We start from the raw sequence: 24,708 nt of genomic DNA, 5'->3' as shown, positions 1-24,708 counted from the left end.
TGAGGTCATGGCTCGCGCGATCGTCTACACAGAGTTCGGTTCCCCTGATGTGCTGCACCAGATCGAGATCCCCGATCCGATCGCGCTGAGCGGCGAGGCCGTGGTGCGCATCGAGGCGGCGGGCGCCAACCCGATCGATGCCAAGCTGCGCAGTGCGAAGCGCCCCTCGCCGCCGATCACCGAGCCGCGCACCGTCGGGTTCGACGGCGCCGGGGTGATCGAATCGCTCGGCGACGACGTCGACGGCTTCGCGGTGGGCGACCGCGTGGCGATCCGCGACACCGTCGGCACGTACGCGAGCATGCTCGCCGTGCCGGTCGAGAAGCTCGTGGCACTTCCCGACTCGGTCACCGCCGCGGAGGGGGCCGGCATCGGCATCCCCGCAGGCACCGCGTACCAGGCGCTGCGATCGCTCGACGTCGCCGAGGGCGACGTGCTGCTCGTGCACGGCGGCTCCGGATCGGTCGGCCAAGCGGCCGTGCAGTTCGCGGTCGCCTGGGGCGCGACCGTGATCGCCACCGCCAGCCCCGCCCGACACGACCAGCTGCGCGACCTCGGAGCGTCCCCCGTCGCCTACGGTGACGGGCTGCTCGAGCGCGTGCGCGCGGCCGCGCCGGACGGCGTGACGGTCGCCCTCGACTGCGCAGGCACGGATGCGGCCATCGAGGTCTCGCTCGAGCTCGTCGCAGACCGCGACCGCATCGCGACGATCGTGCGCGGACCGGATGCCGCGTCGTTCGGCATCCGCGCCTTCTCCGGAGGCTCGCCTGAGCCGCTCACCGAGCAGGAGCTCGCATGGCGGGCCGAGGCGCTGGCCGCGACCGTCGAGCTGCTCGCATCGGGTGACTTCGTGATCGAGCTCGGACCCGAACTGCCGCTCGGCGAAGCGGCGCAGGCCCATGAGCTCATGGAGTCCGGCGCCGCCTCCGGCAAGATCGTGCTGATCCCGTAGCAGGACCGGCCGTCAGGCGACCCTCTCCTCACTCTGCGCGGCTGTGGCCTCGTCACGGAGTCGGGCTCCCTCTCGCAACGCGGGCACGAGCTCGGCACCCCAGTCGCGCACGTCGCCGAGCGGTTCGAACCCGCGGATGAGGAAGCGCGTCACGCCCAGGTCGTAGTACTTCAGCAACGCTTCGGCCACCTGCTCCGGCGTGCCGACCGGCGCCGTGGAGTTGCCGGCCGGACCCGTGAGCCTCGTGATGCCGAGCCAGAGCCGCTCGTCGTGCACATCGCCACGCCGTGCGGCCTGCTGAAGACGGTCGGCGGACACCGGAACCTCCTCATGCTGCGCCGGACGCGCGAAGGTGAGGGTGTTGCCCGATGCCCGGCTCGCGATCAGCGCCTCGGTCTCGGCGTAGATGCGCTCGGCCTTCTCCCAGGCCTCGGCTTCGGTGGCACCGATGATCGGTCTGGTCGAGAGACTGAACTCGACGGTTCGGCCCTCACGCGCTGCCGCGGCGCGGATGGAGCTGATGTGCTCCGCGACGTCTGCGAGCGGCTCGCCGAAGAGCATGTAGACGTCTGCCCCCCTGGCCCCGACCTCGATCGCGCCGTCCGACAGGCCCCCGAAGAACACCGGGATCCCGTCGTCGGTCGCGGGCTTCACCGCCGAGAACGCGCCCTCGACCCGATAGAAGTCACCGTGGTAGTCGAACGGCTCGTCGGATGCGAGCGTGCGTCGGAGCACCTCGATGAACTCGCCGGTGCGACGGTACCGGTCGGATTTGTCGCTGAAGTCGCCGTCCCTGCGCTGATCGGACTCGCTGCCGCCGCTGATGTGGTGGATCGCGACCCGTCCGCCACCCGTGAGGTGGTCCAGAGTGGCGAGTTTGCGGGCGACGACGGTCGGGGCGACGAATCCCGGCCTGTGCGCGATCAGCACCTTCAGCCGTTCGGTCGAGTGCAGCGCCGCCGCAGCGACCGCGAAGCCGTCCGGCGAGCTCGCGCTGTAGCCGATCAGGACGCGGTCGAACCCCGCCTCCTCGTGAGCGCGAGAGAACTCGCGCACGTAGGCCGCGTCGACGACGGGCCCGTCGACGGCTCTCGACTCCGATCCGGCGGTCGTGGCGATCATTCCGAGCAATTCGATGGGCATGTGATTCAGCTCCTGACGGGGGCGGGCGACGGGCGGTTCGCCCGAGGCGCATGGATGAGGGGGACGGAGTCGATGAGCAGCCGGGTGTACGGATGCTCGGGGCGCGAGATCACACGACGGGTGGGTCCGTCTTCGACGATGCGTCCGTGGTCGAGCACGATCAGCCGGTCGCTCATCGCGGCGAGCGATCCGATGTCGTGCGAGATCACCAACATCGCCAGGTCGGATCCGCGAGCGTCGCGCAACGCGATGAGCGCCTGCACGACCCGGTCGCGGCTCGCCGCATCGAGGGCGCTGACCGGCTCGTCGAGCAGGAGCAGCCGCGGCTCGACGACCAGTGCGCGGGCGATCGCCGCTCGCTGGCGCTGCCCGCCGGACAGACCTGCGGGCAGGCGCGCGATGAGCTCCTCCTCGAGACCGACGGCGGCGAGGGCCGCCGCGCGACGGCGTGCGGCCTCGGCTGCGGGGACACCCGCGATGCGAAGCCCCTCGACGATCGAGTCGGCGACGCGGACCCCCGGGTCCAGAGACCGGAGCGGATCCTGGAACACGTACTGCACGGCGCCGCCGCGCCGCCACGCCCGCAATGCGCCGCCGCGGAGGCGCGTGACGTCTCGGCCGTCCACGACGAGGCGCGACCCGGCAGAGGGATCGACCGCGCGAAGCACGGCCTTGGCGAGAGTCGTCTTGCCTGAGCCGGATTCGCCGACCACGCCGACGACCTCGCCGGGGCGCACGGCGAGCGAGATGCGATCGAGCACGCGCACGCGCCCGTAGTCGACCGTGAGGTCTTCGAGTTCGAGGATGGGCGCTGTCATGCGAGGAACCTCTCGAGTCCGTATGCGGCGTGCGCGCTGAGCAGTTCCCGCGTGTAGGCGTGCGCAGGTGCACGCAGAACCCGCGACGTCGCACCGGCCTCGACGACGCGTCCGTCGCGGAACACCTGCACGCGCTCGCACACCTGGGCGACGACGGCAAGGTCGTGCGAGACCAGGATGAGCGCGAGATCGCGTTCCCTGCGCAGACGGCCGAGGAGCTCGAGCAGCTCCGCCTGCACCGTGACGTCGAGCGCCGTCGTCGCCTCGTCCGCGATCAGCACGGCGGGGTCGGCGGCGAGCGCCATCGCGATGAGGACGCGCTGCAGCATCCCTCCTGAGAGCTGAGCGACACGCTGACGCAGCACCAGGTCGACCCTGCGGATGCCGAGATCGTCGAGCAGCTCGCGCGCGCGCTCCCTGGCCTGACGACGCCCCAGCGCGGCGGTGATCCTCAGGGTCTCCTCGAGCTGTGCGCCCACGGGAATCGCCGGGTTCAGATACGAGGCAGGGTCCTGGAAGACGGCCCCGATGTGCGTGCCGCGCACGCGACGCCACGCCCGTTCATCCGCCTCGGTGAGATCGATCCCGGCGACCTGCACCGTTCCGCCGGTGACCTCGAGACCCGCAGGCAGGATGCCGAGCAGGGCGCGGCAGGTGAGGGTCTTGCCGCTTCCCGATTCGCCGACGATGCCCAGAGCCTCGCCAGGGCGCACCGAGGCCGAGACTCCGTGCACGAGTTCCGTGCCGTCGGAGGCGGTGATCACGAGATCCGTGACCGCGGCCGTGGCCGGGCGCGCGAGGGAGGCTTCGTCGAAGGAGGGGCGCAGTGGTCTTCCGTGCACGGTGCCCGTGCGGACCTCGGTGCCGCTCGCCTCGATGATCGACCGGGTGTCAGACATGCGCGGCCGCCTTCCGCTTCGCCGGCGCGACCGCCGCTGCTCCCCGCACGTCCCGCGCCGCGTCAGCGACCACATTGAGCGCGCCGACGGTGACGATGATCGCGAGCGCCGGAGCGAGCGGACCCCACGGCCGCTGGCCGAGGTACCCGAGGTCGCTCGACAGCATCCCTCCCCAGGTCGGGGCCGGCGGCTGCACCCCGATGCCGAGGAAGGTGAGCGACGCGACGGCGAGAAGCGCGCCGCCGAGTGCCGAGACCGTCGCGACCACCAGATTGGGCGCGACCTGCCGCCAGACGTGCCGCCGCAGGATCCACCACGCGGAGGCGCCCAGATAGCCCGCCGCGTCGATGTACGGGGAGTCGCGTACCCGCAGTGTGGCAGCGCGTGCGATGCGGAAGAACCCCGGGGCGAGCAGGATGCCGATCGCGAGCGTGGCCTGGATGAGACCGTTGCCCAGAAGCGCGGCGAACACGATCGCGAACAGGATGAACGGCAGAGCGAGGAGCGCGTCGACGATGCGCAGCGAGAGCCACTCGGCGACCCTCGGGACGAACGCGCTGAGGGCTCCGGGCACCGCCCCGAGCACGAGGCCGATGAGCGCCGCGGCGACGGCGCTGATGAGAGAGGCCGGCGCCCCGGCGAACAGCCGCGAGAGCACGTCTCTGCCGAGATAGTCGGTGCCGAGGAGGTGCACCAGGCTCGGCTCCTGCAGCGCTGCCGACGCGTTCTGTGCGAGCGGATCCTGCGGTGCGAGGGCGGGGCCCGCTACGGCGAGCAGGACCATGCCGACGAGCACGAGAAGTGCGAGTCTGACGCTCCATCCGGTGCGCCACAGTCTCACTGCAGCCGGCGATGCGATGACGCTCATGCGGCACTCCTCTCGGTTCCGCCTGCGCGGGAGATCACGATGTTGAGGACGGCCCCGACGATCACGATCATCGCGACCGTCACGAGGAGCACCCCCTGCACCACGGGCACGTCCCCCTGCAGTGCGGCACGGTTGGCGAGCTGTCCGAGTCCGGGCATCCCGAAGATCACCTCGGTGATGACCGCTCCGCCGACCAGGCGCGGCGCATGCACGCCGAGAGTCGAGAGCGCCGGGGCTGAGGCGATGGGCAGCGCGTGTCGGAACACGATGCGCGCGGGGCCGAGCCCGTGCACCCTGGCCCCGATGATGAAGTTCTCCCCCAGCGTGCTGACGAGCGAGGTCCGCAGCTGCCTGGCGATGTCGGCTCCCGCGTCCAGGCTGAGAGCGATCGACGGAAGCACGAGGCAGACGAGCCAGGCTCCCACGTCTTTCTCCGGCGGGGTGTACCCGGCGACCGGGAACAGCGGGATCGCGTAGGAGAAGAGCAGGATCAGTGCGATCGCCGCGACGAACGCGGGAACCGTGGCGGCGATCGTGCTGAAGGCGGTCACCACCCGATCGATCGCTCCTCCGCGGGTCACGGCGGCGAGCACGCCGCCGGCGAACCCGAAGACGAGGGCGAACAGCGTCGCCCCCGCCGCGATCGACAGGCTCACGGGAAAGGCCTGGGCGATGCTGTCTGCGACCGGGATGGTCGTGAACCAGGAGGTGCCGAGATCACCCGTGACGGCCCCCGTGATCCAGTCGACATATCGCACGAGGAACGGACGGTCGAGCCCGAACTGGTGGTTCAGCCTGTCGACGTCGGCCTGTGTGGCGACCTCGCCGAGGGCGACGGCTGCGGGATTCGATCCGCTCGCGGCCCCGAGTCCGAAGGTCGCGAAGGTGGCGAGGAGGAAGACGGTGACCGCCGTGACGAGGGTGGCGAGGATCACCCTCATCGCGGGCCACGCACTGAGGCGTGCGCCCCCGTCGTCGCGCTCGGGCACTGCGAGCTTCTCGGCGATCACTGTCGGCATGGTGTGCTCAGCCCTCGACCTTGACGTCTTCCCATCGCTGCACGTCGAGCCAGTGCCGGATGCCGGTCACCTTCTCGGGGTGCACGAGGATCCGCGGCCAGCTGAAGAGGAACGTGTTCGGCTGCAGCTCCACACCGATCTCGACAGCATCCTGGATCTTCTCGGCGTAGTCGTCCGCATCCGTGGGGGTGGCTCTCGCCGTGTCGATCGCCTCGGTGAGCTCGGACGGTGTCTGCCGGCCCAGGTTCATCAGCCCTTCGGTGCCGTAGAGCACCTCCAGCCCCTGCAGCGGCGACTGGCGGCCAGAGTAGCTGTCGAGCACGAACGGCAGGGTGCGCTGCACGTAGTTCTGGGCGACGGCTGCCGCGGGCAGGACATTCAGGGTCACGTCGATTCCGGCCTCAGCCCATTGCGCCTGCAGCACCTCGGCGAGCGCGGTGTCGTCCTCGGTCAGCGACAGGGTGATCTCGAGTCCGTCCGGGTGACCGGCTTCGGCGAGAAGCTCTTTGGCCGCATCCACGTCGTGGGGGTACAGCTCGTCGAGCTCCGGGCTGTGCGCGACGTACCCCTCGGGGAACGGCTGCCAGTTCGGCGTGCCCTGCCCGAAGTACGCCGCGTCGACGAGGGCCTGCCTGTCCGTGGCATGACTGATGGCCTGGAGCACGCGCTGGTCGTCGAACGGAGCCACGGTGCTGTTGACGTCGAGGGCCCGCACGGTGAGAGCCCTGATCGTCTCGACCTCCAGATTCGCCGCCTCCGCGCCGTCGACCTGAGCCGGGGGGACCTGCGCGACATCCCACTGCCCCGAGCTCACACCGGCGACGACCGTCGCAGGATCCGTGACGGGGACGATCGAGAAGTCGTCGATGAAGATGTGCTCGGCGTTCCAGTAGTCCTCGTTCTTCTCGAGATCGGCGTGGGCGTTGGGCACGTACTCGGTGAGAGCGAACGGACCCGATCCCTCGGGCTGGGTCGCGAGGGTCGTGACGTCGTCGAACGCCGCCGGGTTCACGATGAAGCCCGTCTTGCCGGCGAAGAGGTACGGCACCTGGTAGTCGGCCTGGTCGAGATGGACGGTGACCGTTCGCTCGTCGTCGACATCGATGCCGACGACGATCCGCAGCTGGCCGGCGAGCGTGGAGTTCTCCTGATCGCGCCCGCGTTCGATGCTCTGCTTCACCGCATCGGCTGTGACCGGAGTGCCGTCCGTGAACTCCGCCCCCTCGCGCAGATGGAACGTGATCGCGGTGCCGTCGGCGTTGTATTCCCAGCTCTCCGCGAGACCGGGAACGACCTCACCCTCCGTGTCGAGCTGAGTGAGGCCGTCGTAGACCAGCGCGAGCGCATGTGTGTCCCATCCGGCGGTCGAGGTCACCGGATCCCAGCTGGTGGGCAGAGCCCAGCCCCAGGTCAGCGATGTCGTCCCTGATGGGTCGGAGGGAGCGGCGGATGCACCGGCGCAGCCGGCCAGGGCGAGGGTCGCGGCCGTCGCAGCGGCGAACAGAGGAAGGCGAGATCGGGTGGTCATGACAGTGAACGTAGGAGCGCGCCGCAGCAGCCCACAATCTCCCGCGAATCGGAGGGTCACGTATCGCAACACGGCGAAATATCGGCTGCGGCCCCGCGGGACCGACAACAGGATGGGACCCATGACCACGACCTCCTCCCCTGCACTCTGGGCGCCACCGGCCCGCGTCCGCGGCACTCTCGCCGTCGTGACCGGGCGTGGTGAGCGCGCGGGCGTCTATGAGCGCTTCGGGCGCCGCCTGAGCGCCGACGGCTACGTCGTCGCCGTCTTCGACGAGGACGCGGAGTCGGCGAGCGACTGGCTCTCGGCTGTCCGCGACCTGCCGCGCGTGCTCATCGGAGCGGATGCTGCGGCATCCGCGGTCCTGCGCCTCGTCGCAGAGGGCGCCCCGACCGAGGCCGTCGTCGTCGTCGGCACGCTGGTGGACGCGGAGAGCGCGCTTCCGTCCGCCGAGGAGCGCACGGCGTGCCCGCTGCATCTCGGAGTGCTCGCCACCGAGGCGTCGTCCGAGCCTCTCACCGTCGCCGAGCCTCTTCCTGCACCCGCCGATCTCGCAGCTATCGAGGTTCCGGTGCTCGCGATCCACGGCGGCGCCGACAGCGTGTCGCCGCTGCCGCAGGTGATCGCGGCGCTGCGCGCGGTGCCTGATCTCGAGGTCGTCGAGACGGTCGACGGGCTGCACGACGCGCTCAACGACCACTCGCACCGCAGCGTGGCGGCATCGCTCGTGCAGTGGCTCGAGCGCCTGCGCGCCGGAGACGCCCACGCGCCGATCGTGCGGACGCACTCGGTCGGGAGCCTGGCGATCGCATGACCGAGTTCGCCACCAGACAGATCCAGGCGGGCTACGTGCCGGGAACGCCGCAGAACAGCGCCGTCCCGCCGATCTATCAGACCGCCGCCTACGAGTTCGCCTCGCTGGCGGACGCCGCCGACCTCTTCGCGCTGCGCGCCGCAGGCAACCTGTACAGCCGCAACGCGAGCCCGACCCAGCAGATCCTCGAAGAGCGCGTGGCCGCCCTCGAGGGCGGCACGACGGCCGTCGCGGTCGCCTCCGGTCAAGCGGCGGTCGCGGTCACCCTGCTCGCCCTGGTCGGCCGTGGCGGGCACATCGTCGCCGCCGCCCAGCTGTACGGCGGCACTGTGGACCTGCTGCAGGAGACCTTCGACGACTTCGGCATTCCGGTGACGTTCGTCGACCAGGACGACCCCGACGCGTGGCGCGCGGCGATTCGCCCCGAGACCCGGGTGCTGTTCGCCGAGTCCATCGCGAATCCGATCGCTCAGGTGCTCGACATCCGCGCGGTCGCCGACATCGCACATGCCGCGGGAGTGCCGCTCGTGATCGACAACACCGTCGGCACTCCGTATCTCGTGCGCCCGGGCGAGCACGGTGCCGACTTCGTGGTGCACTCCGCGACGAAGTTCCTCGGCGGCCACGGCACATCGCTCGGCGGCGTCGTCGTCGATCTCGGCACGTTCGACTTCGGTCGCGAGCCGGGACGCTGGCCCCAGTTCACCGAGCCCTACGCGCGGATCGGCGACTTCGCGCTCTGGGACCGCTTCGGCAGCGGCCAGGCGTTCGCCGCCCTGGTGAAGTCGAAGTACGTGCACGATCTCGGGCCGTCGCTGTCCCCCTTCAACGCGTGGCAGATCCTCCAGGGGATCGAGACGCTCGACCTGCGGGTGTCGCGGCAGAGCGGGACCGCGCTCGAGATCGCACGGCATCTGCAGGAGCATCCGGCTGTCGCCACCGTGCACCACCCCGGCCTCGAGGGCAACCGCTGGCATTCCCTCGCTCAGCGCTATCTGCCGCGGGGCGGTCCGTCGGTCTTCTCGTTCGATCTCGCGGTGGCCGAGGATTCGGAGACCGATACCAGGGTGGCGAGGGTGATCGACGCGCTGAAGGTCATCCGACTCGTCGCGAACATCGGCGACGCCCGCAGCCTCGTCAACCATCCCGCGTCGATGACGCACTCGCACCTCACCGCCGATCAGCGTGCCTCCGCCGGCATCTCGTTCACGACGATCCGCCTGTCGGCCGGGCTCGAGGATCCGGGCGACCTGATCGCCGACCTCGACAGCGCGCTCGCGCTCGCCTGAGCCCCCACTCGATCCGATCAGCCCTAGGAGAACCATGCCAATCGACCTCGGTTACTGGACCCCCGTCTATGGCGGATTCCTGCGCAACGTCACGGATGAGGGCCGTATGGCGGCCACGTGGGAGTACATCCGCGAGGTGTCGGTGACAGCCGACCGGCTCGGATTCCACACCACGCTCGTTCCGGAGCTCTACCTCAACGACCGCAAGGGCATCGACGCGCCGAGCCTCGAGGCGTGGTCGCTGTCGGCATCCATCCTCGCCGTCACCGAGCGTCTGCGCGTGATGACGGCCGTGCGACCCGGGTTCCATCTGCCGGCGGTGCTCGCGAAGACCGTCTCCACACTCGACCAGGTCGCGCCCGGGCGCGTCGCCCTCAACGTCGTGGCTGCCTGGTGGGCAGAAGAGGCACGACAGTTCGGCGGTCAGTTCACGACCCATGACGAGCGCTACGTGCAGGCAGAGGAGTTCGTCACCGTGCTGAACGGCCTGTGGGAGCACACACCGTACTCGTTCGCCGGTTCGCACTACTCCCTCGACGGGACGATCGTCGAGCCGAAGCCGTCGAACCACCCCGTGATCTTCGCCGGGGGCGAGAGCGAGGCGGGTCGCGAGTCGATCGCCGGCTTCGCCGACGCCTACGTCATGCACGGCGGCACCCTCGACGAGGTGCGGGCGAACGTCGCCGACATGAACGCCCGTTCCGACCGGCTGCACGGTCGGCCCGTCTCGGAGTTCGGCATGCCGGCCTACGTGATCGTCCGCGACACCGAGGCTGAGGCTCTGCGCGAACTCGAGCGCATCACGACGGTCGACCCCGACTCCCCCGGCTACGCATCGTTCGAGGAGTTCCAGCGCAACTCGAAGCTGTCGCTCGAGCTGACACGTCGCGAGTACTCGGTCGGCACTCGCGGGCTCCGCCCGAATCTGGTCGGCACGGCCGATCAGGTCGCCGAGCGCATCCACGAGTATGCGGATGCGGGCATCACGCTCCTCCTCATCCAGGCGTCGCCGCTCGACGAGGAACTCGAGCGAATCGCCGAGCAGGTCTTCCCCCTGGTCCCGCAGCGGAGCCTGGCGACGCTGACCTGATCGTCCCGGCTGTCGGTGAGACCCTCTACGCTGAGACCATGACTGGTCTTCGTTGGGGAATCCTCGCGACCGGCGGCATCGCCGGCGCGTTCGCATCCGATCTGCGCACGGCAGGGCTCGATCTCGTCGCCGTCGGCTCGCGCTCGCAGGAGTCGGCCGACGCATTCGCCGCCCGCTTCGACATCCCGCGCGCGCATCCCTCGTACGAAGCCCTCGTCGCCGACCCCGAGGTCGACATCATCTACGTCTCCACCCCGCACCCGATGCACCACGAGAACGCCCGCCTCGCGCTCGAGGCCGGCAAACACGTGCTCGTCGAGAAGGCGTTCACCCTCAACCGCAGCGAGGCCGAAGACCTGCAGCGCCTCGCCGCCGAACGGGGGCTGCTGGCGATGGAGGCCATGTGGACGCGGTATCTGCCGCACATGGTGCGCATCCGCGAGATCATCGCAGACGGCACGCTCGGCGAGATCCGCGCCGTCAGCGCCGACCACACCCAGCTCCTCCCCGACGACCCCGGCCACCGCCTGAACGCTCTCGAACTCGGCGGGGGTGCGCTGCTCGACCTCGGCATCTACCCCGTCTCGTTCGTCTGGGACGTCCTGGGCGCACCGACATCCATCCACTCCGTGGCCCGGCTCATCGAGACCGGAGCGGATGCCGAGGTCGCCACCGTCATGACTCACGAGGGCGGCGCGATCTCGACCACCCTCTCGTCGTCGCGAGCAGCTGGCCCGAACGCCGCGAGCATCATCGGCACGAAGGCGCGCATCGACATCGATCGCGTCTGGTACACCCCGACGACGTTCCGTGTCGTGCTCCCCGACGGCACGGCGGTCGAAGAGTACGTCTCAGAGGTCGCGGGCCGCGGCATGCAGTACCAGGCCCACGCGGCCGAGCGCCTCGTCGCCGACGGCGTGCTCGAGGGCGACATCCTGCCGATCGCCGAGAGCGTCGCGATCATGGGAACCCTCGACGAGATCCGCGCTCAGATCGGGGTGCGCTACCCGCGCGAAGGAGTCGACCATGGCTGAGGCCAACGACGCCCGCGTCGCCGTCTACCTCGACTTCGACAACATCGTCATCTCCTGGTACGACCGGGTGCACGGACGCAACGCCTACGGCAAGGACCGTCAGCGCATCACCGAGAACCCGACCGATCCCGAGGTCACAGAGCGCCTCTCCCGCGCCATGATCGAGGTCGGCGCGATCATCGACTACGCCGCGTCCTTCGGCACGCTCGTGCTCACGCGTGCGTACGCCGACTGGTCGTCGCCGGTGAATGCCGTGTACCGCTCGCAGCTCGTGGCCCGCGCCGTCGACCTGGTGCAGCTCTTCCCGGCCGCCGCCTATGCGAAGAACGGCGCTGACATCCGGCTCGCCGTCGACGCGGTCGAAGACATGTTCCGTCTGCCCGACCTCACGCACGTCGTGATCGTCGCCGGCGACAGCGACTACGTCCCCCTCGCACAGCGCTGCAAGCGTCTGGGGCGCTACGTGATCGGCGTCGGCGTCGCGGGGTCGACGGCCAAGTCGCTCGCCGCCGCGTGCGACGAGTTCGAGGCCTACGATTCGCTGCCCGGTGTGGTGCGTCCGAGCAAGAGCGCACCGGCGACCGTCGTCGCGGTGCCGGAAGCCGCAGCTGAGCCCGCCGTCGAACCCGCCGCAGAGCCCGCCGCGAAGGCGAAGACGCGACCGCCGGCCAAGACCGCCAAGGCCAAGGCGCAGGCGGCCGCCGCGACGGCTCCGGCCAAGGTGGATGAACACGGCGAGGGCACAGAGCAGGGTGAGGCGACAGAGCTGCTGCACCGCGCGTTGCGCCTCGGGCACGACAAGGCCGACGCGGACGAGTGGCTGCACAGCTCGGCCGTGAAGACGCACATGCGCCGTATGGACCCGTCGTTCAGCGAGAAGGCACTCGGCTACCGATCGTTCTCGGACTTCCTCAAGTCGCGCGAGAGCATCGCAGAACTCGAGGAGACCGGGCACGAGCGTCTGGTGAAGCTGCGCGACTCGGCCTGACCCGCGCCACTCGACCGGCCGGTCGCGAGACCGGTCCGGTCACTCCTCGAAGTCGTATTCCTGGAACGCGGCGACCTCGGGCACCCAGCGCTCCGACACGAACGCGGCGTGCGCCGGGTGCGCGTCGTAGGCGCGGTAGGCCGCCCGGTCGTGGAACATCATCGAGAACTGGTGCTCCAGGTCGCTCTTCGGGCTCACCTGGCGACGGATGGTGAAGTCCTCGACCCCGGGGATCGACGTGAGCACGGCTCTGCCGGTGGCGAGGAACTCGCGCTCCTCCGGGCTGCCTGCCTCGTGCACGAGGCGGAAGACGACGGTGTGCTGGATGGTCATGCGGCGTCTCCGGTCGTCTGGTTGCTGAAGGCGGCGTCGAACGATGCGGTGGGCACCGGCCACAGCATCGACCGCACGTAGGCGAGCGCCTGCGGTGCCCCGTGCAGGCGGTCCATTCCCGCATCCTCCCACTCGATCGAGATGGGCCCGTCGTATCCGATCGCGTCGAGCGCCCGGAACGCGTCCTCCCAGGGCACGTCGCCGTGACCGGTCGAGACGAAGTCCCATCCGCGTCGGGGATCGCCCCAGGGCAGGTGCGAGCCGAGCACTCCCGCGCGCCCGTTGTGGGGGCGCATCCGGGTGTCCTTGCAGTCGACGTGATAGATCCGGTCGGCGAAGTCGACGATGAACCCGACCGGGTCGATGTTCTGCCACATCATGTGCGACGGGTCCCAGTTGAAGCCGAACGCCGGGCGGTGGTCGATCGCGTCGAGCGCGCGCACCGACGACCAGTAGTCGTAGGCGATCTCGCCCGGGTGCACCTCGTGCGCGAAGCGCACGCCCTCGCCGTCGAACACGTCGAGGATCGGGTTCCAGCGCGTGGCGAAGTCGTCGAAGCCGGCCTCGATGACGGAAGCCGGCACCGGCGGGAACATCGCCAGGTACGGCCAGATCGACGAGCCGGTGAAGCCCACCACGGTGTCGACGCCGAGCTTGCGGGCCACTCGCGCCGCCCGCTTCATGTCGTCCGCCGCTCGCGTGCGCACGCCCTCGGCCTCCCCGTCGCCCCACACGTAGTCGCGCAGGATCGCCCGGTGGCGGAAGTCGATGGGCGCATCGCACACCGCCTGCCCGGCGAGATGATTCGAGATCGCGAAGATCCGCAGTCCGTGTCGGTCGAGGATCTCGAGGCGAGAGGCGACGTAGGCGTCATCCTCGTCGGCCCGCCGCAGGTCGAGGTGATCGCCGGAGGCGGCGACCTCGAGGCCGTCGTATCCCCATCCGGCCGCGAGCCGGGCGACCTCCTCGAAGGGCAGATCGGCCCACTGGCCGGTGAACAGGGTGACCGGGTGCGTGGTCATGGACACTCCTTCGTATCGCTGGACGACTCAGGCGCCGAGCACTCTCAGCGCCTGGATGCTGCGTGCGGCGAGTTCGTCCTGACTCGCCGCGAGTGGTCGCCACACGGACGCGGCGACGGCGATCGTCGCGTTCTCGCCCGTGAAGCTCTCGAGCCCGAGCGGCCCTCGATACCCCGCATCGTCGAGGGCGCGGAGGGTCTCCGTCCAATCGGTGTGGTCGTCGCCGACCGCACCCCGATCGCTGCCGCACACCTGCACGTGGGCGATCGTCGACCCCGCCGCGCGGATCGCCTCCGTCGGCTTCTTCTCCTCGATGTTCAAGTGGTAGGTGTCGAGAGCGAGCCCCACCCCCGCACCGAGCAGCGGCGCGAGCGCGTCGAGGCTCTGCTCGACGGTGTTGAGCACGCTGGTCTCATAGCGGTTGAGCGGCTCGACGGCGAGGGCGACCCCGGCATCCGCGGCATCCGAAGCCAGCGGTTCGAGGTTCGCGCGCAGCTCCCGCACCACCTGAGTGCGCTCGTCGGCCGTCATCCGCCAGGCCACGCCGGTGGGCGCGTAGAAAGGGCCGGCGACCACGGCCGAGCCGAGCGTCGTGGCCGCCGCGATGCACGACCGCAGGTAGTCCTGGGTCGCGGCGACGTCACCCGCCTGGGCGAGCAGCGACCGCCCCGGTCCCATGGCTCCGATGACGATCGCGCCGAGGCCGAGATCGTCGAGCATGTCGCGGGCCCGCACCGGGTCCCAGTCCCCGACGCTCTCGAGCGGCAGTTCGAGCGCCTGATACCCCATGCCGGCGGCCTTGCGCGCGAGCGGCCCGAGCGTCGCATCGGTCAGCGGAGACGTCCAGACCCACGTGTTGACGGCGATCGTGCGAGGCATCCTGCTCCTTCGGGGATGACGCGAGTGCTCCCACCCTCCCATCCGCGGTGGGCGGAGGGAAGGGCGGGAGCATCACTGCGGGTTACGGGATCTGACGTTCCTGCCACACCGTCGGGTAGCCGGGAAGGTTCTCTCCGCCGAACTTCGCGTAGTGGCCGTCGGGCATGCCCTCGTTGGCGGCGAGGTAGTCGTCGAGCTCGCCCTCGGTGATCGGCTTCTGCGGGAGCACCCACTCCTTCGGCACCTCTTCACCGGCGAAGATCATCTGCGCGGCGAGCAGCGGCGTCCGCCACTGGAAGTTCGAGTAGACCGGCGCGAGTCCGGTGAGACCCGTGTCCTTCCACTTGCGGAGGAAGCTCATCTCGTCCTCACCCGTCATCACGGGGTAGTCCGCGCCCGCGTCCTCGAAGGCCTCGATCGCGGCGACGGCGCCGTCACCGGCATCCATCCAGACGCCCTGCACATCGCCCTTGGCGAGCTCGTCGCTGATGATGCTCTTGATCTCGGCCGGGTCCGCGCCTGTGAAGTAGTCCACAGCCTCGATGCCCGCCTCGTCGAAGAGCTTCTCCGCCGCGGCCCACCGGTGCTCGAGCACGTCGACGCCGGGGAGGATCCGCAGCGCGACGACCTTGTCGCCCTCTTCGAGGTTGTCGATGAGGAACTCGGCGGTGTCGATGCCCCACGCGAATCCGCCGATGGGGTGGATGAACGTCACAGGGCAGTCGGTGTCGACACCGCGGTCGAACACGATCACCGGCTTGCCGGTCTCGCACGCCCGCTCGACGGCCGGGGTCATCGCCGCGGTGCTGTTGGGTGAGATGAGGAAGACATCGCAACCGCCCTCGGAGATGAAGTAGTCGATGTCCGCGATCTGCGTGTCATCGGAGTCCTGCGCATCGCGGGTCTCCATCTCGCTGATCGCGCCGGCCTCCTGCAGCGCCTTCAGTTGCTCGTTCATCGTGATCCAGCCGGTCTGGCGCCACGGGTTCGAGATCGAGGCGTTCGCGAAGCAGGCCTTCTTGGCCCCTTCGCTCGCGAACCCGGACGTGTCGACCATCTCGGCGTTGATGTGCTGGAGGTACGGCTCATCAGCCGGACCCTGCGGCTCGACACCGCGCTCCTCCATCTGCTTGTCGAAGAGCTCCTGATCGAACCACTCCGTGGTCTCGGCCGATTCCTCCGGGTTCTCCGACTCCGCCGGCGCCACGGACGGGTCTGTCGTACACCCGGCGAGCGCGATGAGGCCGAAGAGAGCCACCCCTGCGGTGGCGATCTTCATTGATCGTCGCATTGCTAATCTCCTCTGGTTTCTGTGTGGATGGTGCTGGTTGTTGCGGGTTCTGCGGTCTCGAGGACCGGAGAAGTCTGAGGGCCACGCGTGCGCCGCGCCCGGAATGCTACGGCGGAGTACGCGACGGCGGCGATGATGATGACGCCCTGCACGGCGTCTCGCAACGTCGACGGGACACCGGCGATGTTGAGCAGCATGAAGAGGGCCTCGAGCGCGAAGGCGCCGGCCGCCGCCGCGACGATCCAGCCGCGCCCACCGCCCAGCACGACCCCGCCGAGGACGACCGCCGTGATCGCGACGAACTCGTACCCGCGGCCGACCGAGGGGTGCACCCCGGCGTAGCCGACGAGCAGCACGGCCGAGAGCGTCGCGGAGAGGGACGAGATCATGAAGGCGCGGGTCGTGACCCAGGCGCTGCGCGCACCGGCGAAGTCGACCGCCGTGGCGTTGTCGCCCACCGCGATGAGCAGCTTGCCGAGCGGACGCTTGGTGATCCAGATTCCGAGGGCGAGCCAGCCGATCAGGATGAAGACCGCCCACGGGATGAACTCGAGCAGCGGCACATCGCGGATGCCACCGCGGCCGATCTCGCGGAAGCTGTCTGCCGGGTTTCCGGTGGCCGCTCCTCCCGTCCACCACATGACGCCGCCGAGAAGGGCGAGCATCATGCCGAGCGTGACGATGAAGGAGGGCACCTTGAGCAGCGTCGTGATGACTCCGTTGACCAGTCCGACGACCGCCCCGAAGACGATCATGAGCAGCAGCACGGGGATCGTGCGCGAGTCGTCCTGCCCGACGAGATTGCCGGCGATGATCACCTGCGCCGTGATCAGCGAGCCCTGGGACAGGTCGAACTCGCCCGCGATGATGACGAAGTACTGACCGATCGCGACGATCGCGATCGGGGCGACGCGCTGGATGAACCTCATGAACTGGCCGGGCTCGGCGAAGCTCGGGTTGAGGATCATGACCGCCACGAGCAGGATCACCAGCAGCAGGAACACCGCGCCCCGAGGGCTCACGAGTGTGCGCAGCGCGTTCATGCGCGTCCTCCTTCCGCGGTGGAGCTCGTATCGGCGAGTTGAGACGCGGCGGCCGCCATCTCGGACTCGGCCGCTGTGGCGGCGGCGTCTCCTCCGGTCCTCGTGCCGCCTGCTCCGAAGCGCGGACGGCGACGGACGATCGAGCGACGGCTGTAGACCGCGACCGCGGCGACGATCACGACGCCGCGGACGACGTCCTTCAGGAACGGGTTGACCTGCATGACGCTCATGACGTTGTCGACGACCGCGAGGATCGCGACGCCGCCGATCGCGCCCCAGATCGAGCCGCGTCCGCCCAGCAGCAGAGTGCCGCCGAGCACGACCGCGGCGATCGACAGCAGCGCGTAGCCGCCCTGCTGGCCGACGGTGGGGCTGCCGACCCCGAGACGGCTGGCGAGCAGCAGACCGGCGAGCCCTGCGAACACCGAGCACAGCACGTGCGCGGCGATCAGCGGCGGCTTCGTTCGCACACCCGACAGACGGGCGATCTCGGGATCGCCGCCGACCGCGAACAGGTGGGCGCCGGTGCGGGTGCGGTTCAGCAGGAACCAGACGAGCACCGCGAGCGCGATCATGATTATGGTCGAGACGGGAACGGGCCCGACGCCGGTGGCCCCGATGAGCTGGAACTCCCAGGGCACGCTGCCTGCCGAGCCCTCGAAGTTGGTGTTGAGGATCCCCTGCAGGATGAGACCCACGCCGAGGGTGGCGATGAAGCCGTTGACCTTGAGCACGGTGACGATCAGTCCGTTGACCAGGCCGATGGCGGCGCAGACGAGCAGGGTGACGGCGACCGCCGCCGGGATGTTCGCGGGGTTGCCGTTCATGATCGTTGCGGCCAGCAGGCTCGACAGACTCACGACATAGGTGACCGACAGATCGAGCGACGCCCCCAGCACCACCAGGGTCTGACCGATCGCGACCAGTCCGAGCACGCTCATGCCGGTGAGGATGTCGCGGATGTTGCCCGGACTGAAGAAATTGCGCCCCACGGTGCCGACGAGTATGGCGCCGACGATGAGGGTCAGGATCAGGATGCCGAGGACGATGACCGTCGAGTCGATCCGGAGCCGCTTCACAGTGCACCTCCGTCGATGGTCGCACCTGTGGCCGCGCCGAGGATCTCATGCTCGGCCGAACCTGCAGGCAGCTCGGCGACGAGCTCGCCGTCGTGCATCACGAGGATCCGATCGCTCATGCCGATCACCTCTGGGAGCTCGCTCGACACCATCAGCACCGCCTTGCCCTGAGCCGCCAGCTCGCGCATGAGCTGGTACACCGCGTACTTCGCCCCGACGTCGATACCGCGGGTCGGCTCATCGAAGAGCACGATCTGGGGCTGGGTGAGCAGCCATTTGGCGAGCACGACCTTCTGCTGGTTGCCGCCGGAGAGGAACCGCACCTCCTGGTCGAGGCCGCGCGAGCTGATCTCCAGCGAGCTGAGCACTCCGGGCACCTCTCGTCGTGACGAGGCGGTCCGACCGGCGAAGACGCTGCGGATCACGAGCAGGGCGTTGTCGAGCACAGATTGCCCGAGCGCGAGACCCTGTGCCTTGCGGTCCTCCGAGACGAGGGCGAACCCTGCGCGGACCGCCGCCCTGGCGCTCGCGATGCGCGTCGGAGAGCCGTCGACCCGCATCGAGCCCCGCACGAACGGATCGATCCCGAAGATCCCCTCGACCAGCTCGGTGCGCCCGGATCCCTGGAGTCCTGCGATGCCGACGATCTCCCCGGCGCGCAGCGTGAACGACACCTCGTCGACGAAGGCGTTGCCGCACCCGTCGAGCTCGAGACGCGGCTCGCCCACGACAGTGCCTGCCACGGCATCCGGGTAGTACGACTGGATCGAGCGGCCGACCATGCGGCGCACGAGCTCGTCGGTCGTCAGCGCTTCCGTCTGATCGGTCGACACGAGAGCGCCGTCCTTGAGGATCGTGATGCGGTCGCACAGGTCGAAGATCTCCTTGAGCCGGTGCGAGACGTAGATCACCGCCACCCCGCGAGACGTGAGCCGACGGATGATGGCGTAGAGCAGCTCGACCTCGCGGTCGCTGAGAGCGGCGGTCGGCTCATCCATCGAGATGACCTGCGCCTCGAACGACAGAGCCTTGACGATCTCGACGATCTGCTGCTCGGCGACGGTCAGCGACCCGACCCGCGCCTGAGGGTCGATGAACGAGACACCGAGGTCGGCGAGCAGTTCTCCGGTGCGACGGATCATCGCCTTCTGATCCACGAACCCGCCGCGGCGGGGCTCGCGCCCGAGATAGACGTTCTGCGCGACCGTGCGCTCGTGCAGCAGGGTGAACTCCTGGAAGACGGTCACTATGCCGTCATCCATCGCCTGTCGGGGGTGCGCGTGTCGCACCTCGGCGCCGCGGTACCGCACCGTGCCCTCGTCGGCTGGCTGCACCCCGGCGATGATCTTCATGAGCGTCGACTTGCCGGCGCCGTTCTCGCCGACGAGGCCGTGCACCTCGCCCGGACGCACGTCGAAGTCGATGCCCTTGAGCACCTCGACGCCGAAGAACGACTTGCGGATGCCAGCCACCTCCAGCACCGGCTGGGTGATCGTCGCGGTCATGCCGCCACCTCCGTCCATCGTCCGTGGGCGGCCGCCGAGGCGAGGACCGCCTCGGTCAGCACGGCCGAGCGGAATCCGTCTTCGAACGTCGGCAGCCCGTCGGGGCTCGCTCCGCCGATCGCCGCGTACACATCGGCGATGAAGCTGTTGAACGCGTCCTGGTAGCCCATCGTGTGCCCCGAGGGCACCCGCTGCAGCCGGGCCGAGTCGGGCGCGGCCGTGGCGGGGTCGCGAAGCAGCAGCCGGGACTCGTCTCGCATGCCGATCCACAGCTCCTCCGGGCGCTCCTGCTCGAAGCGGAGTGTCTGCTCGGATCCGTGCAGCTCGAGCGTCAGGGCGTTCTTCCGACCAGCCGCCATCTGCGAGATCAGCAGCGTTCCGAGTGCGCCGGATTCCGTCTCGACGAGGATCGCGACGATGTCCTCGGTGTCGACCGCCTGACCCGCTCGCTCGGCGAACACCCTGCGGGTGCGGGCGCTCAGGGACCGGATGCGCTGGCCGATCACGAACTCGATGAGGTCGCACAGATGCGACCCGATGTCGGCGAACGCCCGCGATGACCCACCGGATGCCGCACGCACCCGCCAGTCGTCGTCGGTGGGAAGCAGCATCCAGTCCTGCAGATACGAGCAGTCGAGCGTGAGGAGCTCGCCGAAGTGTCCCCCCGCGACACGCGCACGAGCCTCCCGCACCATCGGGTGGTACCGGTAGACGAACGGAACCGCACCGACTCGTCCTCGCGACACCGCGGTCTCGGCGAGCCTGCGGGCGTCTGCGGCGCTCGTGGCCAGGGGCTTCTCGCAGATGACGTGCTTGCCCGACTCGAGCGCTCGGAGCGCGAGCTCCACGTGGGTGGCGTTGGGGGTGCAGATGTGCACGACGTCGATGTCGTCGGCGTCGAGCAGAGCTGCGGCATCGATCTCGGCACGCACGGCTCCGAGTTCGACTGCGGCCTGACGTCCGCTCGAGGCGGACCGGGTGGCGATCGCGCGGAGCTCGCCGCCTGCGTCTCTGGCCGCGGTGCGATGCACGCGGGCCATGAATCCTCCGCCGAGGATGCCGGCTCGGATCGTCCCGAGACCGGTGTCAGTGACATCCGTTGTCATGCCGGCGAGTCTGACACAGGCCCGCCGACTTTTGCTAGAGCTTTGTCAAAAGTTCTTTGTAACGAATCGGAAGTCGATCGAGAGCCGTGTCAAGTCTGTGGTTTACTGACGCAATGGTCGACGCACTCCGCACCGCCGCGGCAGCGAACCCCGGCGCAGGCGAGATCTTCCAGATCCTCCGCGACGGCACCGCTCGCACCAAGGCCGAGCTCGCAGCCATCACCGGCCTCGCCCGCTCGACCGTCGCGCTGCGCGTCGACGCTCTGCTCGCCGCCGACCTTCTCCGCCCGGCGGGCGAGGCCGCGTCCACCGGCGGGCGCCCGCCGGCGCGGCTGGCCTTCAACTCTCGCGCCGGAGTCGTTCTCGCCGTCGACCTCGGCGCCACACATGCCACGATCGCCGTCGCGGATCTCGCGGGATCGATCCTCGATTCGCGCACCCGCACGATCGACATCGCCGACGGGCCTGAGAGTCTGCTCGACGTGATCCTCGCCGACGGGGCTGCGCTGCTCGAGACTCCGACCGCGGAGGGCGTCCCCCTGCTCGGCATCGGGATCGGCGTCCCCGGACCGGTCGAGCACTCGACGGGTCGGCCGACCAACCCTCCGATCATGCCCGGCTGGGACCGCTTCGACGTCCCCGGCTACGTGCAGCGCACGTTCGACGTGCCCGTGCTGGTCGACAACGACGTGAACATCCTCGCGCTCGGCGAGCACGCGACGATGTGGCCGCACGTCGACGACCTCATCTTCGTCAAGGTCTCAACCGGCATCGGAGCCGGCATCATCGCCGGCGGGCAGCTGCAACGGGGGGCGCAGGGCTCAGCCGGCGACATGGGGCATGTCCAGGTGCCGAGAGTGGTCGGGTCCACCAGGGAGCCCGGCGACGAGCGCGACCTCGAGGCGCTCGCGAGCGGGTCGGCACTGGCGACGGCGCTGCGCGGCGCGGGGCACGAGGCGCACAGCCCGGCCGATGTGATCGAGCTGGTGCGCTCCGGCAATGCCGCAGCCATCGAGGCGACACGGCAGGCGGGACGCGATGTGGGCGAGGTCCTGGCGACGGTGGTCAACCTTCTCAATCCGTCGATCATCGTGCTCGGCGGGAGCATCGCCCGTGCCGGCGAGCACCTGCTCGCCGGGGTGCGCGAGGTCGTCTACCGACGGTCCATCCCTCTGGCGACCCAGCATCTCGCCATCGTGCAGTCGCAGGCGGGTGACAGGGCAGCCGTACTCGGGGCCGCGATCATGGTCGCCCGCGAGGTGCTCTCACCTGCGAACGTCGACCGCTATGTGGCGACGAAGGCGCGCTGATCGGCCCCTCGTCGCCACATCGACGGATCTCAGAGAGTCGCCTCGAACGGGTCGAAGTCGGCGTCGAGAGAGCCGACCTCGTCGATGGTGCTCGCGACCTGCACGAAGCTGCGCGACTCGGCCGCCTCTTCGATCGAGAGCAGAGTGTCGAGCACGTGATAGCCGAACTCCCCGGTGGCGACATGCGGCCGACCGGCGGCGATCGATCGAGCCATGTCGAGCAGGCCGACTCCGCGCCCCGAGAGCACGCCCTCCTGGGCGACGTCGACGACTTCCTGCGTCATGGGCGCCGGCGGGACGAAAGCCTGCGCCAGCGGCCGGGTGATCGTGATCTCGCCGCCGAAGGTGTTGGGATCGGGGATCACGATCGTCCCCTCCGTGCCGGTGATCTCGACGATGCCCGTGCGCAGGAGGGGCGAATCGGTGCTGTACAGGCTTTGCGCCTGTCCGCCCTGCTCGAAGTCCATCAGCACGCTCAGCGTCGACGGGATCTCGACGGGGAACTCCTGACCGCTGAGCTCGCCGACCTGCACGGTGCGGGTCGGCGTGCCCTGCAGACCGAGCGCCGCGACGGCGGCGACCGGTCCGAACACGTGCACGAGAGCCGAGACGTAGTACGGACCCATGTCGAGCAGCGGCCCCGCGCCCTTGGCGTACAGGAACGCAGGGTTCGGGTGGAAGATCTCGGGCCCCTGCCACTGGAAAGTGGTCTGGGCGAACAGCGGACGGCCGATGTCCCCGCGGGCGATCGCGCGCTTCGCCGTCTGCACCCCCGGCCCGAGGACGGTGTCGGGTGCGATACCGACGCGCAGCCCCGCAGCATCCGCCTTCTGCAGCAGGCGCAGCGACTCGTCACGGCTGACGCCGATCGGCTTCTCCGTCCACACGTGCTTGCCGGCGGCGAGGATCGCCTCGGACACCTCGACATGCACCGCGGGGATCGTCAGGTTCACCACGATGTCGATCTCGGGGTCGTTCAGCACGAGCTCGACTCCACCGGCCCGCGGGACGCCGTACTTCTCGGCCTGCGCCTTCGCGCGCTCCTCGAGGAGGTCACCGATGGCGATCACCCGCACGTCGGGGAAGGTCGTCAGGTTCGACAGGTACTGGTCGCTGATGTTGCCCGCGCCGATGATGCCGACGCCCACGGGGCCGTTGCCGATCGCCATCAGCCGGCCACCTTCTCGTCGAGGTAGACGCGGCTGCGCTCGATCGCATCCCAGAGGTCGCCCTCGAAGTGGTCGAACTCCACGATCGCGAGCTCGAGTGCCGGGGCCGCGGCGATGGCCTCGACCAGCGGGACGGCGCCCTCTCCGGCTGCGACCTGATCGGCGGGCGGGTAGGCGCTCAGCAGCGCGGGGTCGAGCGTGCCGTCCTTGGCGTGCACCGCGATGACACGGTCGCCCAGGCGCTGCAGCAGAGCGACAGGGTCGACGCCGCCGCGGGCGACCCAGTACAGGTCGACCTCGAGCACGACGCGCTCGTCGAGCAGGCCCGCCAGCACCTCGAGCCCGGTGACGCCGTCGAAGACGGCCTCGAGCTCGTGGGCGTGATTGTGATAGCCGACGCGCACGTCGACGGTGGCGCCGACGGCGGCAGCCTCGTTGAGAAGACGCGCGGTCTCTTCGATCTGCTCGATCGTCTCCCAGCGCGCGGGCTCGGTGTACGGGTCGATGACCGTGTGCATGCCGAGCACCTTCGCCGCGGCGAAGACCTCGGCGGGCGACGGCACGGGGAGGGTGGTTCCGCTGCCGTCGGGGTTCACGAACGACTCGGAGGCGAGGAACGCGTGACCCGAGGGCGCGGTGAGACCGGCGGCCGACAGCGCGTCGGCGAGCGGCTGGGCACGGCGCACGAAGTCGTAGGGCTCGACGGCCGTGAAGCCTCTGGCGGCGACCTCTGTCAATGAGCCTTCGAGGTCGGTCTCGAGCTGATCCTTGATCGTGAACAGCTGGATGGAAGTCTGAATCGCCACGGGGTCTCCTTCGGTCGTCAGTGACGTGCGGGCTGTCTTCGCCCGTCTGTCCGAGCACGCTATCACCAAATACCTCCGCGCGGAAGTTTTCATGTCGCTACACTCTCACCATGACCGACGATCAGGATCGCCCGCGCCAGCGCGGTGCCTATGCGAAGGGCATCGCCCGGCGCCAGGAGATCCTCGACCGTGCGATCGAGGTCTTCGCCGCGCGCGGTGCCGACCGCACGAGCCTGCGCTCCATCGCGAGCGCCGTCGGCGTCACGCACTCAGCCCTCACGCACTACTTCGGGTCGCTCGAAGAGCTGCTCGTCGCGGTCTACCAGGAGAGCACGGCGCCGGAGCGTCAGCACCCCGACGCGTTCCAACCGGACGCGACCCCCGTCGAGCGGATGATCGAGTCCGCGCGCACCAACCGCGAGGTCCCCGGTCTCGTGCAGCTGTATTCGATGCTGGTCGCGGCCGCTCTCGAGGAAGGGCACCCCGCCGCCCGCGAGTTCGCGACGACCCGCTTCGCGCGGCTGCGCGCGGACATGGCCGAGGTCGTGCGGGAGCAGCAGGAGACCGGACGCATGCGCGAGGATGTGGATGCCGAGGCCGTCGCCGCCCTGGTCGTCGCCGCCTCCGACGGCCTGCAGACGCAGTGGCTGCTCGACGACACCGCCCCCCAGCACGAAGCACTCGCGCTGCTCGACCGACTCCTGCGGCCGCCCTCTCGCTAGG

General features: G+C 69.6%; 24 protein-coding genes. 8 read left to right on the top strand and 16 right to left on the bottom strand.

The features are described from left to right. Positions 1-7: 7 nt before the first annotated feature. Positions 8-952: an NADP-dependent oxidoreductase gene (locus QMA07_RS04755; RefSeq protein ID WP_290160325.1), complete on the top strand. Its 945-nt coding sequence runs from the start codon at positions 8-10 to the stop codon at positions 950-952. Between the two features lie 12 nt (positions 953-964). Here QMA07_RS04755 and QMA07_RS04750 read toward each other — a convergent pair whose 3' ends face one another. Genes QMA07_RS04750 through QMA07_RS04725 form a run of 6 tightly spaced genes read right to left on the bottom strand, consistent with a single transcriptional unit; the run spans position 965 to position 7,227 of the window. After that, positions 965-2,095, bottom strand: coding sequence for an LLM class flavin-dependent oxidoreductase (locus QMA07_RS04750; protein ID WP_290160323.1), 1,131 nt, complete (start codon positions 2,093-2,095; stop codon positions 965-967). A 5-nt stretch (positions 2,096-2,100) separates the two neighbouring features. After that, positions 2,101-2,913 carry an ABC transporter ATP-binding protein gene (locus QMA07_RS04745; protein WP_290160322.1) on the bottom strand — a complete coding sequence of 271 codons (813 nt, stop codon included), beginning with the start codon at positions 2,911-2,913 and terminating at the stop codon, positions 2,101-2,103. Continuing rightward, positions 2,910-3,812: an ABC transporter ATP-binding protein gene (locus QMA07_RS04740; RefSeq protein ID WP_290160321.1), complete on the bottom strand. Its 903-nt coding sequence runs from the start codon at positions 3,810-3,812 to the stop codon at positions 2,910-2,912. Before QMA07_RS04740 ends, QMA07_RS04745 begins: the two co-directional genes overlap by 4 nt. Continuing rightward, positions 3,805-4,680: an ABC transporter permease gene (locus QMA07_RS04735; RefSeq protein ID WP_290160319.1), complete on the bottom strand. Its 876-nt coding sequence runs from the start codon at positions 4,678-4,680 to the stop codon at positions 3,805-3,807. Before QMA07_RS04735 ends, QMA07_RS04740 begins: the two co-directional genes overlap by 8 nt. Next, on the bottom strand, positions 4,677-5,699 hold the full coding sequence (locus tag QMA07_RS04730) for an ABC transporter permease (RefSeq protein ID WP_290160318.1): 1,023 nt from the start codon (positions 5,697-5,699) through the stop codon (positions 4,677-4,679). The genes QMA07_RS04735 and QMA07_RS04730 overlap by 4 nt, the downstream gene beginning before the upstream one ends. A 7-nt stretch (positions 5,700-5,706) precedes the next feature. Continuing rightward, the gene (locus QMA07_RS04725; RefSeq protein WP_290160316.1) at positions 5,707-7,227 is read right to left on the bottom strand and encodes an ABC transporter substrate-binding protein; all 1,521 of its coding nucleotides are present in this window, start codon (positions 7,225-7,227) and stop codon (positions 5,707-5,709) included. A gap of 121 nt (positions 7,228-7,348) precedes the next feature. Between QMA07_RS04725 and QMA07_RS04720 the strand changes: the two genes are divergently transcribed. From QMA07_RS04720 to QMA07_RS04700, 5 genes are read left to right on the top strand one after another with little or no spacing between them, the layout of a single operon-like run. Then, the gene (locus QMA07_RS04720; RefSeq protein WP_290160315.1) at positions 7,349-8,041 is read left to right on the top strand and encodes a hypothetical protein; all 693 of its coding nucleotides are present in this window, start codon (positions 7,349-7,351) and stop codon (positions 8,039-8,041) included. Then, on the top strand, positions 8,038-9,330 hold the full coding sequence (locus tag QMA07_RS04715; RefSeq protein WP_290160314.1) for an aminotransferase class V-fold PLP-dependent enzyme: 1,293 nt from the start codon (positions 8,038-8,040) through the stop codon (positions 9,328-9,330). Before QMA07_RS04720 ends, QMA07_RS04715 begins: the two co-directional genes overlap by 4 nt. A gap of 34 nt (positions 9,331-9,364) precedes the next feature. Then, a complete protein-coding gene (locus QMA07_RS04710) occupies positions 9,365-10,420 on the top strand; it encodes an LLM class flavin-dependent oxidoreductase (RefSeq protein WP_290160312.1) in 1,056 nt (351 codons plus the stop codon). A gap of 38 nt (positions 10,421-10,458) precedes the next feature. Then, complete coding sequence (locus QMA07_RS04705; RefSeq protein WP_290160311.1) at positions 10,459-11,454, top strand: Gfo/Idh/MocA family oxidoreductase; 996 nt, start codon at positions 10,459-10,461, stop codon at positions 11,452-11,454. Then, positions 11,447-12,442 carry an NYN domain-containing protein gene (locus tag QMA07_RS04700; RefSeq protein ID WP_290160310.1) on the top strand — a complete coding sequence of 332 codons (996 nt, stop codon included), beginning with the start codon at positions 11,447-11,449 and terminating at the stop codon, positions 12,440-12,442. The genes QMA07_RS04705 and QMA07_RS04700 overlap by 8 nt, the downstream gene beginning before the upstream one ends. A gap of 39 nt (positions 12,443-12,481) precedes the next feature. Here QMA07_RS04700 and QMA07_RS04695 read toward each other — a convergent pair whose 3' ends face one another. The 8 genes from QMA07_RS04695 to QMA07_RS04660 all read right to left on the bottom strand — a co-directional run bounded on the left by QMA07_RS04695 (position 12,482) and on the right by QMA07_RS04660 (position 20,700). Continuing rightward, on the bottom strand, positions 12,482-12,775 hold the full coding sequence (locus tag QMA07_RS04695) for a Dabb family protein (RefSeq protein WP_290160309.1): 294 nt from the start codon (positions 12,773-12,775) through the stop codon (positions 12,482-12,484). Continuing rightward, on the bottom strand, positions 12,772-13,797 hold the full coding sequence (locus QMA07_RS04690) for a sugar phosphate isomerase/epimerase family protein (protein WP_290160308.1): 1,026 nt from the start codon (positions 13,795-13,797) through the stop codon (positions 12,772-12,774). Before QMA07_RS04690 ends, QMA07_RS04695 begins: the two co-directional genes overlap by 4 nt. A 27-nt stretch (positions 13,798-13,824) precedes the next feature. Continuing rightward, complete coding sequence (locus QMA07_RS04685) at positions 13,825-14,676, bottom strand: sugar phosphate isomerase/epimerase family protein (RefSeq protein WP_290160306.1); 852 nt, start codon at positions 14,674-14,676, stop codon at positions 13,825-13,827. A gap of 82 nt (positions 14,677-14,758) precedes the next feature. Next, complete coding sequence (locus QMA07_RS04680) at positions 14,759-15,967, bottom strand: substrate-binding domain-containing protein (RefSeq protein ID WP_290160305.1); 1,209 nt, start codon at positions 15,965-15,967, stop codon at positions 14,759-14,761. Between the two features lie 2 nt (positions 15,968-15,969). Beyond that, positions 15,970-17,010, bottom strand: coding sequence for an ABC transporter permease (locus QMA07_RS04675; RefSeq protein WP_290160304.1), 1,041 nt, complete (start codon positions 17,008-17,010; stop codon positions 15,970-15,972). Beyond that, positions 17,007-18,089 (bottom strand): ABC transporter permease, encoded by a 1,083-nt coding sequence (locus QMA07_RS04670; protein ID WP_290160303.1) that lies wholly within the window; start codon positions 18,087-18,089, stop codon positions 17,007-17,009. Before QMA07_RS04670 ends, QMA07_RS04675 begins: the two co-directional genes overlap by 4 nt. After that, positions 18,086-19,594: a sugar ABC transporter ATP-binding protein gene (locus QMA07_RS04665; protein WP_290160301.1), complete on the bottom strand. Its 1,509-nt coding sequence runs from the start codon at positions 19,592-19,594 to the stop codon at positions 18,086-18,088. Before QMA07_RS04665 ends, QMA07_RS04670 begins: the two co-directional genes overlap by 4 nt. Further along, complete coding sequence (locus QMA07_RS04660; protein ID WP_290160300.1) at positions 19,591-20,700, bottom strand: Gfo/Idh/MocA family oxidoreductase; 1,110 nt, start codon at positions 20,698-20,700, stop codon at positions 19,591-19,593. Before QMA07_RS04660 ends, QMA07_RS04665 begins: the two co-directional genes overlap by 4 nt. A 113-nt stretch (positions 20,701-20,813) precedes the next feature. Between QMA07_RS04660 and QMA07_RS04655 the strand changes: the two genes are divergently transcribed. Then, the gene (locus QMA07_RS04655; protein WP_290160299.1) at positions 20,814-22,010 is read left to right on the top strand and encodes an ROK family protein; all 1,197 of its coding nucleotides are present in this window, start codon (positions 20,814-20,816) and stop codon (positions 22,008-22,010) included. A 29-nt stretch (positions 22,011-22,039) separates the two neighbouring features. Here QMA07_RS04655 and QMA07_RS04650 read toward each other — a convergent pair whose 3' ends face one another. Both QMA07_RS04650 and QMA07_RS04645 read right to left on the bottom strand, forming a co-directional pair. Then, a complete protein-coding gene (locus tag QMA07_RS04650) occupies positions 22,040-23,179 on the bottom strand; it encodes a Gfo/Idh/MocA family oxidoreductase (RefSeq protein WP_290160298.1) in 1,140 nt (379 codons plus the stop codon). Further along, positions 23,179-23,985 (bottom strand): sugar phosphate isomerase/epimerase, encoded by an 807-nt coding sequence (locus tag QMA07_RS04645; RefSeq protein ID WP_290160297.1) that lies wholly within the window; start codon positions 23,983-23,985, stop codon positions 23,179-23,181. Before QMA07_RS04645 ends, QMA07_RS04650 begins: the two co-directional genes overlap by 1 nt. Positions 23,986-24,095: 110 nt before the next feature. Here QMA07_RS04645 and QMA07_RS04640 point away from each other — a divergent pair, with 110 nt between their 5' ends. Next, the gene (locus QMA07_RS04640) at positions 24,096-24,707 is read left to right on the top strand and encodes a TetR/AcrR family transcriptional regulator (RefSeq protein WP_290160296.1); all 612 of its coding nucleotides are present in this window, start codon (positions 24,096-24,098) and stop codon (positions 24,705-24,707) included. Position 24,708 lies beyond the last annotated feature (1 nt).

Origin of the sequence: Microbacterium sp. APC 3901, from assembly GCF_030407765.1 — a bacterium.
Taxonomy (GTDB): domain Bacteria; phylum Actinomycetota; class Actinomycetes; order Actinomycetales; family Microbacteriaceae; genus Microbacterium.
Note: the sequence above shows the minus strand (reverse complement) of the source record. Positions and strands in the feature narration are given on the sequence as shown.

Excerpts from the sequence above, each read along its gene's own strand:
- QMA07_RS04705 (WP_290160311.1), top strand. The coding sequence starts at position 10,459 with ATGACTGGTCTTCGTTGGGGAATCCTCGCGACCGGCGGCATCGCCGGC.
- QMA07_RS04755 (WP_290160325.1), top strand. The coding sequence starts at position 8 with ATGGCTCGCGCGATCGTCTACACAGAGTTCGGTTCCCCTGATGTGCTG.
- QMA07_RS04695 (WP_290160309.1), bottom strand. The coding sequence starts at position 12,775 with ATGACCATCCAGCACACCGTCGTCTTCCGCCTCGTGCACGAGGCAGGC.
- QMA07_RS04740 (WP_290160321.1), bottom strand. The coding sequence starts at position 3,812 with ATGTCTGACACCCGGTCGATCATCGAGGCGAGCGGCACCGAGGTCCGC.
- QMA07_RS04665 (WP_290160301.1), bottom strand. The coding sequence starts at position 19,594 with ATGACCGCGACGATCACCCAGCCGGTGCTGGAGGTGGCTGGCATCCGC.
- QMA07_RS04725 (WP_290160316.1), bottom strand. The coding sequence starts at position 7,227 with ATGACCACCCGATCTCGCCTTCCTCTGTTCGCCGCTGCGACGGCCGCG.
- QMA07_RS04675 (WP_290160304.1), bottom strand. The coding sequence starts at position 17,010 with ATGAACGCGCTGCGCACACTCGTGAGCCCTCGGGGCGCGGTGTTCCTG.
- QMA07_RS04750 (WP_290160323.1), bottom strand. The coding sequence starts at position 2,095 with ATGCCCATCGAATTGCTCGGAATGATCGCCACGACCGCCGGATCGGAG.
- QMA07_RS04745 (WP_290160322.1), bottom strand. The coding sequence starts at position 2,913 with ATGACAGCGCCCATCCTCGAACTCGAAGACCTCACGGTCGACTACGGG.
- QMA07_RS04655 (WP_290160299.1), top strand. The coding sequence starts at position 20,814 with ATGGTCGACGCACTCCGCACCGCCGCGGCAGCGAACCCCGGCGCAGGC.
- QMA07_RS04650 (WP_290160298.1), bottom strand. The coding sequence starts at position 23,179 with ATGGCGATCGGCAACGGCCCCGTGGGCGTCGGCATCATCGGCGCGGGC.
- QMA07_RS04640 (WP_290160296.1), top strand. The coding sequence starts at position 24,096 with ATGACCGACGATCAGGATCGCCCGCGCCAGCGCGGTGCCTATGCGAAG.
- QMA07_RS04680 (WP_290160305.1), bottom strand. The coding sequence starts at position 15,967 with ATGCGACGATCAATGAAGATCGCCACCGCAGGGGTGGCTCTCTTCGGC.
- QMA07_RS04710 (WP_290160312.1), top strand. The coding sequence starts at position 9,365 with ATGCCAATCGACCTCGGTTACTGGACCCCCGTCTATGGCGGATTCCTG.
- QMA07_RS04730 (WP_290160318.1), bottom strand. The coding sequence starts at position 5,699 with ATGCCGACAGTGATCGCCGAGAAGCTCGCAGTGCCCGAGCGCGACGAC.
- QMA07_RS04735 (WP_290160319.1), bottom strand. The coding sequence starts at position 4,680 with ATGAGCGTCATCGCATCGCCGGCTGCAGTGAGACTGTGGCGCACCGGA.
- QMA07_RS04685 (WP_290160306.1), bottom strand. The coding sequence starts at position 14,676 with ATGCCTCGCACGATCGCCGTCAACACGTGGGTCTGGACGTCTCCGCTG.
- QMA07_RS04660 (WP_290160300.1), bottom strand. The coding sequence starts at position 20,700 with ATGACAACGGATGTCACTGACACCGGTCTCGGGACGATCCGAGCCGGC.
- QMA07_RS04690 (WP_290160308.1), bottom strand. The coding sequence starts at position 13,797 with ATGACCACGCACCCGGTCACCCTGTTCACCGGCCAGTGGGCCGATCTG.
- QMA07_RS04720 (WP_290160315.1), top strand. The coding sequence starts at position 7,349 with ATGACCACGACCTCCTCCCCTGCACTCTGGGCGCCACCGGCCCGCGTC.
- QMA07_RS04715 (WP_290160314.1), top strand. The coding sequence starts at position 8,038 with ATGACCGAGTTCGCCACCAGACAGATCCAGGCGGGCTACGTGCCGGGA.
- QMA07_RS04700 (WP_290160310.1), top strand. The coding sequence starts at position 11,447 with ATGGCTGAGGCCAACGACGCCCGCGTCGCCGTCTACCTCGACTTCGAC.